The 12866-nt window shown below is 42.4% G+C and carries 9 protein-coding genes; 2 read left to right on the top strand and 7 right to left on the bottom strand.

From position 1 onward, the window contains the following. Window positions 1-142 precede the first annotated feature (142 nt). The gene (locus GJB62_RS08510; RefSeq protein ID WP_114085318.1) at window positions 143-1315 is read left to right on the top strand and encodes an alpha/beta hydrolase; all 1173 of its coding nucleotides are present in this window, start codon (window positions 143-145) and stop codon (window positions 1313-1315) included. Between the two features lie 293 nt (window positions 1316-1608). Further along, a complete protein-coding gene (locus tag GJB62_RS08505) occupies window positions 1609-4770 on the top strand; it encodes a tetratricopeptide repeat protein (protein WP_167755980.1) in 3162 nt (1053 codons plus the stop codon). Between the two features lie 328 nt (window positions 4771-5098). Here GJB62_RS08505 and GJB62_RS08500 read toward each other — a convergent pair whose 3' ends face one another. The 7 genes from GJB62_RS08500 to GJB62_RS08470 all read right to left on the bottom strand — a co-directional run bounded on the left by GJB62_RS08500 (window position 5099) and on the right by GJB62_RS08470 (window position 12862). Continuing rightward, the gene (locus tag GJB62_RS08500) at window positions 5099-5350 is read right to left on the bottom strand and encodes a hypothetical protein (RefSeq protein ID WP_114085316.1); all 252 of its coding nucleotides are present in this window, start codon (window positions 5348-5350) and stop codon (window positions 5099-5101) included. An 89-nt stretch (window positions 5351-5439) separates the two neighbouring features. Further along, entirely contained in the window at window positions 5440-6933 is a 1494-nt protein-coding gene (locus GJB62_RS08495) for a catalase (RefSeq protein ID WP_114085315.1), read from the bottom strand. 204 nt (window positions 6934-7137) lie between these two features. Beyond that, the gene (locus GJB62_RS08490; protein ID WP_114085314.1) at window positions 7138-8511 is read right to left on the bottom strand and encodes a nucleotide pyrophosphatase/phosphodiesterase family protein; all 1374 of its coding nucleotides are present in this window, start codon (window positions 8509-8511) and stop codon (window positions 7138-7140) included. Between the two features lie 15 nt (window positions 8512-8526). Then, window positions 8527-9753 (bottom strand): metabolite traffic protein EboE, encoded by a 1227-nt coding sequence (eboE, locus tag GJB62_RS08485; RefSeq protein ID WP_114085313.1) that lies wholly within the window; start codon window positions 9751-9753, stop codon window positions 8527-8529. Between the two features lie 147 nt (window positions 9754-9900). Continuing rightward, complete coding sequence (gene eboC / locus GJB62_RS08480) at window positions 9901-10833, bottom strand: UbiA-like protein EboC (RefSeq protein ID WP_309472829.1); 933 nt, start codon at window positions 10831-10833, stop codon at window positions 9901-9903. Between the two features lie 120 nt (window positions 10834-10953). Continuing rightward, the gene (locus GJB62_RS08475; RefSeq protein ID WP_114085312.1) at window positions 10954-11862 is read right to left on the bottom strand and encodes a TatD family hydrolase; all 909 of its coding nucleotides are present in this window, start codon (window positions 11860-11862) and stop codon (window positions 10954-10956) included. A 118-nt stretch (window positions 11863-11980) separates the two neighbouring features. Next, the gene (locus tag GJB62_RS08470; protein WP_114085311.1) at window positions 11981-12862 is read right to left on the bottom strand and encodes an EboA family metabolite traffic protein; all 882 of its coding nucleotides are present in this window, start codon (window positions 12860-12862) and stop codon (window positions 11981-11983) included. Window positions 12863-12866: the final 4 nt, after the last annotated feature.

Below are 12866 nucleotides of genomic sequence, written 5' to 3'. Positions count from 1 at the left end.
GTGTTCTCTGCGTCTCTGTGGTTCGTTTATTTAGATAATTTATTTCTTCGACTTGTCTCAGAGAAAGTAGTAAGGAATAATACAGAGGAAAGCTTTGCGTAGGCATAGCCCAACCCAGGCATCGCTAGCCACCCATATCACAATGACTACTGTAATATTTGTACATGGCACAGGCATTAGGGAACGAGAATACAACGAAACTTTTCAGATAATTGAGCAAAAGATTCACGCCCAACGTCCTGATATCAAAGTTTCTCCCTGCCTTTGGGGTGTATTAGGTGCAAAGTTCAATGATAATCGGGCATCAGTACCCTTGGAAGATGCGACACTGGCTTTATCTCAAGGAGAAGAAGACGCAGAGATTGTACTGTGGGGGCAATTATACCGCGATCCTTTGTATGAATTACGGCTGTTGTCTTTGAAACCGATTGAGTCAGGAAATCCCTGGGAAGAACCAGGGGATGTTTTACAATCTCGTGTAGCCAGTCTCACTCCGACATCTCAACTGCAAGCTAAGTTGCAAGAGGCGGGAATTGCAGAGGTATTTGAGCCAGCACGAGAGGCGGTTATTCGCAGTGAACCGTATAATCAGGGATTGCTCACAGTTTCCGAATCTGATTTGAGTGAATATTATGCACCAATAGCTAGAGCAGTTGTGGCTCAAGCTATGTTTATTAGCGAACTGCAAGAAAAATTTCCCCCCATACTCACCGATGCCCAATTGCGTGATGAAGTTGTGGAATTGCTGACTCTGGCTTTGGGAGAAGCGGAGTTAGGATTGGTTGGCTGGTTATTAAAGCCATTTGTTGAACTAGCACAGTACGGCGGAACAAATTATGTCAGAGGAAACCGCCTTGAGTTAACTGATAAAATTTCGCCTATGCCTGGTGATATTTTGTTGTATCAGACGCGGGGTGAAAAAATCAGGGCGTTTATCCAAAAACAAATTGCCCAAGCAGAACCGCCAGTGGTTTTAATCGCCCATAGCTTGGGAGGTATCGCTTGTGTAGATTTGCTAGTGCAGCAGCAATTGTCTCAAGTGGAATTATTGGTAACAGTTGGTTCCCAAGCACCATTTTTATATGAGATTAACGCCCTCTACAGCTTAGAATATGGGCAGTTATTACCAGAGCATTTCCCGCAATGGTTGAATATCTACGATTTACGGGATTTTCTCAGTTACGTGGGTAATAAGATTTTTCCTGATAGAGTGCAGGATGTCCGAGTGGATAGCAGACAACCATTTCCCCGTTCCCACGGTGCTTATTGGACAAATGCCAAAACCTGGGAGGCAATTATTTCGAGGTTGCCATAATGGTTTACTTTTTACGGTATTTAGAAAACCCCTCTCCAAACCTCTCCCCTACAAGGCTACGGTGTACAGACAAGTCAAATTACCCCCCTCAATCCCCCCTTGTAAAGGGGGGAAGCCGGAAATCCAGTTCCCTCCCCTTTACAAGGGGAGGGTTAGGGTGGGGTAAAAACCAGCTTCTTAAACTACTTCAGACTTGTGTATACACCGTAGGAGAAACGCTAAAAGCCCCCTTTTTAAGTGGGTTAGGCGATCTCTTGTGCGTAATTCCTAATAACGTGAGAGGCTAAGTCATCATGCAGTTGATGGCTAAACCCGATCGCACTTTTGGGTTAATTGTGGGTATTGAAAAGTACCACGAAACTGCTTGGAATGTAACGGGTGGGGGGCCAGCCGATGACGCGCTGAAATTTGCTCATTGGCTGCATCTGCACGGTGTACCGAAAGAGAATATCCGGTTATGTTTATCAGCACTGGAAGAAAATCATCAGTTAATTGGGGAATGTGGGTTAACTGTAGAGTTAGCAACAGAGCAAAATATCTTCGACATTGTGACTAACTTTTTATCCCCAAAGTTGGGTGATTTACTCTACATTTTTTGGGCGGGACATGGTTTGATTACCTCAGAACGAGAGCGTCGGTTGCTTTGTGCTGATGCAAATAAACAGAATTGGCAGAATTTAGATTTAAATTCTTTATTAGTTTTGTTGGGTTCCGATAAATTTCAGATTCGTAATCATATTTGTATTATTGATGCCTGTGCCAATTATGTTTTAGAGTCGAAGGGAAGACCAACTAACTTAGGTGGCAAAGCTTTTTTGAGTGGTCAGCCAAAGCAAGATAGTCAACAATTTGTGTTACTGGCTACGCGGGAAGGAGAGACAGCAAAGGTAAATTCTGAAAATAAAACAGGATACTTTTCTCAAGCTGTGAGAGAGGCTTTAGAGGAAGCATCTACTGAGATTTTTCCGCCGAATATGAAAATAATTGCGGAACAAGTTAAACAGCGTTTGGAGCAATTAAACAAAAACCAAGCTCCCATCTATTTATATAAGCAAAATTGGGATGGAGATAGAGAAGAGTATCGTGTAGGAACGCTCACTTCACCACAAAATCTTCCCCGCAGTGGCGTTAAAAAGTTTGTCGGACGAGAACAAGCACTTGCAACGCTACACCAACAGTTGCAGCAAACGCAACGAGTCGCCATTACTACTGTTGCTGGCATGGGTGGTATCGGCAAAAGTGAACTAGCGCTGCAATATGCTCAACATCATTGGCAGGAAGCCACATACCCTGGTGGGGTTTGCTGGTTGCGGGTGAGGGATGAAGATAAAGATTTGGGAACTCAGATTGTGGCGTTTGCTAGAGACAAGTTAGGTTTGCAGCTACCAGAGGATGAGGATTTACCAACTCAGATTAATTACATCTGGCGGCAATGGCAAGTAGGCGATGGGCTGTTAGTATTCGATGATGTTAGTAAATATGAGCAGGTAAAACCCTACCTACCGCCAACTGAGCCAAGGTTTAAAATACTCATCACCACACGGCAACAGTGGTTGGGGCAGTCTTTTGAGCGGTTATGCTTAGAAGTGTTAGAGGAAGTAGCTGCTTTGGAATTGTTAGTTTCCTTTGTTGGGCATGAGCGGATACAAAGGGAACTACACAAAGCAAAACAACTCTGTGCTGATTTAGGATTTTTGCCTTTAGGTTTAGAGTTAGTAGCGCGATATTTGGAACGTAAACCCGATGTATCTCTAGCTAAAATGCGGCAAAGATTAGCAGATAAGCTGTTAACACATCGTTCAATGCAAGAGCCATCGGCAGAAATGACAGCACAACTAGGAGTTGTTGCTGCTTTTGAATTAAGTTGGCAGGAACTAGATAACCAAGCCCAAAAATTGGGGTGTTTACTCAGTATTTTTGCTCTTGCTCCCATTCCTTGGTATTTAGTGGAAAGGTGTTTACCCAACCAAGACTCAGAAGATTTAGAAGATGTTAGAGATGATTACCTAGTGAATCTGAGTTTACTTCAGCGCACTGGAGAAGAAACTTACCAACTGCATCAGCTGATTAGAAAATTTCTGAGTGACAAGTTGCAAGAGTTAGCTGAAGCAGATGAACTCAAGCGCTGCTATTGTCAAGCAATAGTAGCAGTAGCGCGAAGTATTCCTGAAACACCTACATTGATAGACATTGCTGAAGTAACCCTGGCTATTCCTCACCTTGCAGAAACTGCCACAGTTTACCAAGCTTGCTTAAGCGATGATGATTTAATCTCGCCTTTTGTAGGCTTGGGTAGATTTTACGAAGGTCAAGGAGCCTACGCGCAAGCCTTACCTTGGTACAAACAAAGTTTATCAGATGCTAGAAAACGTTTTGGAGATGAACACTCAGATGTGGCAGAGAGCCTGAACAATTTGGCAGTACTCTACAATTCACAGGGAAGGTACAGGGATGCCAAACCTTTGTACATCGACGCTTTGGCGATGAGAAAACGCCTACTGGGGGATGAACACACGGATGTAGCAACTGGCTTGAACAATTTGGCAGAACTTTACAAATCACAGGGAAGGTACAGCGATGCCGAACCTTTGTATATCCAAGCTTTGGAGATGGACAAACGCCTACTTGGGGATGAACACCCAGATGTAGCAATTGACCTGAATAATTTGGCAGAACTCTACAAATTACAGGGAAGATACAGCGATGCCGAACCTTTGCACATCCAAGCTTTGGAGATGGACAAACGCCTACTTGGGGATGAACACCCTTCTGTGGCAACTAGCCTAAACAATTTGGCAGAACTCTACAAATTACAAGGAAGGTACAGCGATGCCGAACCTTTGTACATCCAAGCTTTGGCGATGAAAAAAACCCTGTTCGGGGATGAACACCCTTCTGTGGCAACTAGCCTAAACAATTTGGCAGTACTCTACAATTTACAAGGAAGGTATAGCAATGCCGAACCTTTATACATCCAAGCTTTGGCGATGAGAAAACGCCTACTGGGGGATGAACACCACTTTGTGGCACAAAGCCTAAACAATTTGGCAAAACTCTATAAATTACAGGAAAGGTGCAACGATGCCGAACCTTTGTATATCGAAGCTTTAGATATGTATAAACGCCTGCTGGGGAATGAACACCCTTCTGTGGCAACTAGCCTAAACAATTTGGCAGAACTCTACAAATCACAGAGAAGGTACAGCGATGCCAAACCTTTGTACATCCAAGCTTTGGCGATGAAAAAACACCTGCTGGGGGATGAACACCCCGATGTGGCAACCAGCCTGAACGATTTGGCAGGACTCTACAAATCACAGGGAAGGTACAGTGATGCCGAACCTTTATACATCCAAGCTTTGGCGATCGCTGAACAACGGTTGGGTGCAAATCATCCTGATACAATAATCTACCGTAACAATCTGGAAAACTTGCGGCGGAATCGTCAGCCTTGATTCAGGAGAATGGTTGCTTTTGTCTCCCCTTGGTTTTAGCAATTTAGGTAATGTGCGTCGGCTGCATTACCCGCCTGGGATTCAAATCCTAGTCTAATAAGTAGGCAACATAATTGATTACACAATGTCATTGCAAATGCAGCGAACCAAAATAATGCGATCGCAACCCCTAAAACTACTTCTCTAGGATATGCTTTGCGAAGGGTGCGATCGCAATTACTGTAAATATTTTTGTTTATCTACTTAATGAGCCTCTGAACTCCGTCAACGAGTATTTTATCTCCGTCAACGAGGCTTTTATCTCCGTTCACGAGTATTTTATCTCCGTTCACGAGTCTTTTAGCTCCGTCAACGAGGCTTTTATCTCCGTTAACGGGTTATAGAGATAGCGATCGTGGTTAATTGCACCATCTGTTACATCACATTCCACAGGATTTGAACCTAAATCCCAAATAGAAGATGTTTGTTTGATGCTAGTAATAATAATTTTTCCATTTTCTTGAATAATCTCAAACTCTTGGTTTTCTCCTAATAGTTCTTTAGGAATTAATAATCCGTTTTCTGTTGCTGTTAATTTCACCTTTAATTACGTCGATTTAGTTTATAAGCTAATCAAATGAATTTGCTTTAGGGAGGGCAAGATGCCCACCCTACAAAATTGGATAAGGCTTACCAGTTACCTACAGGTTGAGCATCATGAGAAAACATTGAGGGATCGATTGAAATGCCCAATCCTTCAGCTACACGACGACCATAAGAAATATCTGCCCGGAAGAAGTGGCAAAGTTGGCGCATTTGGATGTCCTCCCTTGCTTGAGAGAGACTACCGACAATATTTTTAGCCAGACGCTCTTGCTGTTCAGGAGTTAGTAACCGATACAGATTACCTGCTTGGGTATAATCGTCGTTTCCTTCACGATGACTGTAGCGATCAACTGTGACATCGCCCAAATGACTAGGTGGTTCTGCATAAGCTGGATTTTCTTTGGGCGTACCCTCAGCACTATTCGGTTCATAGTTAGGAACGCTACCGCCGTTGTTCCCTGGTGCCATAAAGCCATCTCGCTGATAATGCATCACTGGACATTTGGGCTGGTTAACGGGTAGTTGCTGATAGTTACCACCCAAGCGATACCGTTGAGCATCTGGGTAAGAAAAGATCCGAGCTTGCAGCATTTTGTCTGGAGAGAAACTAACGCCAGGAACCACTGCACTAGGGCTAAAAGCGGCTTGCTCTACTTCGGCGAAATAATTCTCAGGGTTCCGATTTAGCTCTAATATCCCGACTTCAATTAAAGGATATTCTCCTTGTTTCCAAACTTTGGTCAAGTCAAAAAGATTATCAGGATGTTTTTCCGCTTGCTCCTCGGTCATCACCTGAATACACATCCGCCACTTAGGATAGTCTTTGTTAGCGATCGCTTCAAACAGATCGTGAGTCGCATGATCTGGATCTTCGCCCTTAATCTTAGCTGATTCTTCCTCAGTCAAGGTTTGATGCCCTTGCAGAGTCTTAAAGTGAAATTTGCACCAAACGCGATCGCCTTCAGCATTAATTAAACTAAAGGTATGGCTACCAAAGCCGTCCATGTGTCGATGGGTTTTGGGAATTCCCCGGTCTGAAAATAGGATCGTCACCTGGTGAAGCGATTCTGGACTGAGTGACCAAAAATCCCACTTTGCATTCTGGTCTTTGCAATTGGTTTGAGGATTGCGCTTTTGGGTATGGATGAAATCAGGAAACTTCAAAGGGTCGCGGATGAAGAAAATAGGGGTATTGTTACCTACAAGATCCCAGTTACCCTCTTCAGTATAAAACTTGAGAGAAAAACCTCTAGGGTCGCGCTCGGCATCTGCTGAACCTTTTTCTCCTCCGACTGTAGAGAAACGCAAGAGAAGTTCCGTTTTCTTGCCAATTTCAGAAAAAAGTTTGGCTTTACTGTAGCGGGTGATGTCATTGGTAATAGTCAAAGTACCGTGAGCAGCAGCACCTTTAGCGTGAACAACTCTTTCAGGAATACGTTCTCTGTTGAAATGAGCCAGCTTTTCTATAAGGTGGAAATCCTGCATTAATACAGGGCCACGCGCTCCAGCTGTAAGTGAGTTCTGGTTATCGCTAACTGGAATACCGTCAGCAGTGGTCAAATTTTGGGGTTCAGTCATGGGTTAAAGAAGCTCTCCATGTAAGTTACTCAGATTGCCCACAATACATTTTAGTCAGCAGATGGATATCTACTGATAGAACAATCTAATTCATAGTCATAATGAGTTTATATATAAATCATACTCGATATGATTATGAATTACAAGGAATTTTTTTGTATTTTACTAAGATGTAGAGGCGATATATCCCCTCTATACTGCCTTTCAGGTATTTAAATGTTTGAGAATCAACGAGCAAACATCTGTCGCCTCAATTTGATGTTCATTAACTAGGTGAGTTTGATGAGTGATAAATAGAGGCCCTTCATCTGGAGAAGTGGTGATATTACCGTGAGAGCCACGCACCAGGGAAGCATCCAGAGGAATCACATCCATTAAGTAGCGAAAACCTAGTTGTTTCTTAAGTAACTTGAGAGCAATTTTTCCTTGAGGAAATTTTATTTGCGGATCGAGGAAAAGTTCTACAGGATCGTAACCAGGTTTGCGGTGGATATCTACAGTTCTAGCAAAATCAGGCGCTTTCGCATCATCGAGCCAATAATAATAGGTAAACCAAGCGTCAGATTGTGCGATCGCTACTAACTCTCCCGATCTAGGATGATCGAGATGATAGGCTTGTTTACCCTCTTCATCCAACACCTCCGCCACGCCTTCAGTCGCTTCTAAAAGCGATCGCACTTTTGGGATATACGCCGGATCGTTGACATACACATGAGCAATTTGGTGATCGGCAACGGCAAAGGCAATGCTAGCACCAAAATCGAGCAGTTCTCGCCCCAATTCCTCCCGCACAGCAATTAAACCGTTTTCCCGTAGTACGCGGTTTAAATCTATGGCTTTAGAAACTGGGGTAATGCCATACTCAGAAAGAATAATTACCTGAGTGTTGCGTGCTTCAAAATATTTAATTAAATCGCCACAAACAGCATCAATTTCTTGCAAATCTGCTTTAATCTGTGTTTGATTGTTACCAAATTTTTGCAGACAGTAATCCAAATGTGGTAAATAAACCAGTGATAATGTAGGGCTGTAGCGTTCCTCAATCCATTTTGCAGAATTGGCAATCCATTGGCTAGAACTAATGGTAGTTTTTGGCCCCCAGAAATCGAACAGGGGGAAGTTCCCTAAATCAGATTGAATTTGCGATCGCACATCACTAGGATGGGTATAAATATCAGGTAATTTTCTCCCATCTGCGGGATACATCGGACGCGGCGTAATGGCATAATCAACTGAAGAATACATGTTGTACCACCAAAAAAGGTTGGCACAAGTGAAAGTTGGATCGATTGATTTAGCTATTTCCCAAACTTTGGGAGCTTGTACTAATTTATTAGATTGTCGCCAAAACTTCACTTCACATTCATCGCGGAAGTACCAACCATTAGCAACGATTCCATGTTCATCAGGTAATTTTCCTGTTAAATAAGTAGCCTGAACCGAACAAGTTACAGCAGGTAACACTTTTTCTATAGAAGCTACCTGCCCCTTCGCAGCCCAAGAAGATAAAAACGGTGTATTTTCTCCTAGTAAACTGGGCGTTAATCCCACGACATTTAGAATAACTGTTTTTTTCATAAACTTAGTTCCTTCTTAATTTTTAGCGAATTCTTTTAATACCCACTCATATTCACGCTGAATAGAAGTCAGCATATCTATCTTCATTTCTGACGGCAATACATCCCAAGTGTAAGTCTCAATTTCTAAATGTGAGCAAGCATTATTTGTTTGAAGTAGATGCAAAACAGTAGCAATATCATCTTGCGTAGATTGCAAAATTTGATAATCATGAATAAAAATTGGCACATGGAAGTGAGTGCGCCATTCTTCAGCTAGAGATTGTTCTAAATGTGGTAATGCAGTTATTAAGTCGGGATAGTGATGGAGTGTACCATCGCTGCGACGTTCTATTACCTGGTGAAGATAGGTAGATTCTGCAAAAGGACGTAAGCGTTCAACTATCAAACTACGCTTCTCAACATCAGCAGGCATTTTTACTTTAATTGCAGCACTGATTTGAATTTTGCCAATCTTAATTCCTGCCGATTGCAAACGTGCAAATACAGATTGCGGTTCCTCATATTCAACTGAAAAATGGCAGGTGTCATAACAAATCCGAACGTGTTCTAGTAATTTAGCTTCTGCTAAATTCTGCTCAATATTTAGTTTTTCTGATAAATAATTACCGCCAATTGGCAATAACCAATTTTGATAAAAATCAATTACTTCTGAAGTATTTTCAATTAAACCATCAGGCTCAGGTTCTAAATCAATATGAAGTATCTTGCCTGTTTGTTCACCGATACGAATCATTTCTACAACAACTGATGCTATGTTCAAACAACTCTTTTTCAGAACAGTTTCGAAACTTGCTTGGTCTTTTACCCACCAAGGTTTATAAGATAATGGTAGTGTAGAAATTCCGCCATCAAGTCCTTGGGGTAATAGACTAGCTAAAATGTGTGCCAAGTTTAATGTATAATTAGCCCTTTCTTGTGTAGACCAATCTGGTGCATAAACTTGGTCTTTTACCACCTGTCGATGAAATCCACCATAAGGGAATCCGTTTAAGGTGAAAACATATAAATCTTCTTGAGTCAGCCAAGCTTGAAATTTAGCTAAGTTATTACTTTCTAAAAGTTCTTTTGCAGCAACATCTGCTAACCTCAAGCCAATACCAAAAGGTTCTGTAGGTGATAAACGTGATTTGAGTTCGGGAATATACTTCTTTAAATTATCAAAAACCTCTAGCCAACTTTCACCAGGATGAATATTGCTGCAATAAGTTAAGTGAAAATTATTGGTGTTTGTAATTTTCATTTTTTAGCTTTATCCCTTGTATATGTAATCTGTTTTCTTTGACTTAAACTATTTCGCAAACTACTTGCTACATATTCATGGTTAGGGGCGCATAGATGTGCGCCCCTACAGCCGATTAATGGTATTACTGGGTGTATACATTCAAATTTAAGTAACAGCAAATAGTCGTGCTAATTTCATCGAAATTGGTAGCAAGATTAGAACGAATAAACCGTAATACAAACCAGCAAAACCAGATGCAACAGTTGCATCTAAGACTATTAGAGATAAAACGCCTATTTTCACAGCATTGCGGATATTTTCGGCTATCGGTTCCCGCGCCGCTTTGATAAAGTTAGGCAAGATTCTGATGGCTAAGAAAATAGCGAATGGTAGTGCTGCGATCGCTCTATACTCATCCAATAATCCTAAAGCTAAAACTGCCGTCAAAACTATTGCAATCAGCAGTACTGCTAAAACTCCCGTAATCTTCTTACCACCGTGAACTTCACCCTGGCTAATTGCAGTGATAGCAGCAATATAAAGAACAGGAATTAGTGCTAAATACCAACGTTCTCCAATGATTGCAGGTACAGCACTTACGCCTAATAATAAGTTACTGCCACGACATAAACCCATATTTAAAGGGCCTAAAAAAGGATGATGTTTGGCGAGTGAGTCGTACAGTAGGGATGAGAGAGTGATAAATATAGCGATCGCAGCACTCAACAATGATACTTGAAAAGTAGCTATAATCCCGATGGCAAACAATATACTACCTAATAAAGCAGCATTTTGACGAGATACGCGACCGCTAGGAATTGCTCTATTTGGTCGCTCTTTTGCATCTAATTCAGCATCGAAAACATCATTGAAAACTATACCGCCGCCGTATAAACCAGTTGTAGCTAATAACAACCAAGCTAATGGAATTAGTATGGCGAAACTTGCTTCCCCATTAATTAATTGAGCAAAAATAATCCCAGAGCCAGAAGCAGCAAAACCAAGAAGAATATCTGCCCAAGCAGTAACAATATTAGCAGGACGCATCAATTCTAGATAGCCCCGCCAGCTTTGAAAATTTAAGCTTGCAACATTCACTTATCTGCCTCCATGCCTAGTGATTTCTCCAAAGAAACTGCATATTGCAAATGAATTAGATATTTATGCAATTTTTCTTCTCTAGTACAGACGCGATTAATTGCGTCTCTCCCCAATTTTCTACTCAATCAACACAAAATCTGAAACTGATTTGATTCCTGGTTCCTGTCCCCGTAGCACAGAATTACCACTGAACATTTGGCGCTGATCGATAGATTGGGGATTGAGCCAGTCTGACGCTTTCATTTGCCCAGTTTGACTGTAAGCAGCTAGAGCGTTTTCATAACAAACTGCTCGCACGTGTTCTTCAGGAATGCCCCTATCTAACATCAACTGAGCCGTTTTCGGTACTGCCAAAGGATCGCTAATACCCCAATCAGCGCTACTATCTACAATGATGCGATCGCATCCATATTTGCGGACAACTTCTACCATCCTGGCGTTACCCATCTTCGTCTGTGGGTAAATCGTGAAAGCCGCCCAAAAACCTCGTCCTAATACTTCTTCAACAGTTTCTTCGTTATTGTGATCGATAACTACTTGTGAAGGATCTAAGCCATATTCAATGCAGCGTTCCATGCTTTGAATAGCACCCGCCTTCTTATTGCGATGAGGCGTATGAATTAGTACCAAAGTATCGAGTTCTTTGGCTAATTTTAACTGTTGACAAAAGTACTTATCCTCTGCTTCTGTCATATCGTCATAGCCAATTTCACCAATGGCAACAACTCCTTCTTTACAGGCATAAAGTGGTAGCAGTTCCATAACTTCATCTGCTAGCGCTTCATTGTTAGCTTCTTTCGGATTTAGGCCGATTGTGCAGTAGTGCTGGATGCCAAACTGACTAGCACGAAAGCGTTCCCAGCCGACAAGACTACTGAAGTAGTCTTTAAATGAGCCAGCATTTGTTCGGGGTTGTCCTAACCAAAAGGCTGGTTCAATAACGGCGACAATGCCATATTCCCGCATTACTAAGTAATCGTAAGTAGTACGGGAACACATGTGAATGTGAGGATCGATATACATCATGGTTTTAATAATTGGGCATTGGGATTAGGGGAGAGGTGACAGGTGACAGGTAATAGGGAATAATCTGTACCCTATTACCTGTCACCTATTCCCTTCTTCATTTGTCAACTGACAAGCGTTAGCATGGCTCGCCGCAGGCATCGCGGTTAAAACTGTTCCAAGTCAGATTACCTTGTTGGATGGATGACTGTAAATCTGGGTAACGAGAAAGTAATGCTTGCGCTTGGGGTAAAGGAGACTCAGCACAAGCTAATGCTGCGGCTTCTTGTTCGGCTGTATCGCCATTAGCCAGTACTTTTTCCAAATCTGTAACGATCGCACTATCCGCAAACCGCCCTACAGGTCGCCAAAGTTCTGGCGTAACTGAGCGTTTAGCTGCCCAACGTTCATGGGCATAGTCTGCTAACATCTTCGCCAATTCTGGGTTAGCACGTTGGTCTAGTCCCCAAATTAGATGCAAAGGACTGCCGACAAACACAGCCTTCAGTACCATCTGGTTCCAAGCAGCATTGTCTAAATAATTAGCTGGATAAGGGTTACGTAGTGCGATCGCTTGGAATACATTACTCATATTGCTGCGAATTCCCTCAGCAGTACGGTGGCGATGTAACTCTGGATGTGGCAAGAGGGGCAAACTTTGATAAAGGGCGACTAGCTCCCCCATATCGGCAGTAGAGAAGACTTGATCGAGCGATCGCACATACCCCTGGGCATCATCGTGGGGCAAAGCTAGAAGCAAGAGTGTGCGACCTGCTTGATCTACACTCCAATTACCAGGATACCAACCGGGAATCACATCTTCTGCTGCTTCCAAGTCCTGGAATGTTAGCTGCAAATCCTGTTTACCTAGATAACGCGGTACAGCACTAAATGCCGTGAAAAAAACTCTTTCAGCAGCGCCGCTAGAAATTTGTGCCTGCTTCTGCTCCAGCCAAGCAAAAGCTTTATCTGAAACAGACTTTAACAGCCAGTGATGCAGTAACTTGTTTACTTTACTCATGATA

Origin of the sequence: Nostoc sp. ATCC 53789, assembly GCF_009873495.1 — a bacterium.
Lineage (GTDB): Bacteria > Cyanobacteriota > Cyanobacteriia > Cyanobacteriales > Nostocaceae > Nostoc > Nostoc muscorum_A.
The sequence above is the reverse complement of the archived record's forward strand: the minus strand, read 5'-3'. Positions and strand labels throughout refer to the sequence as shown.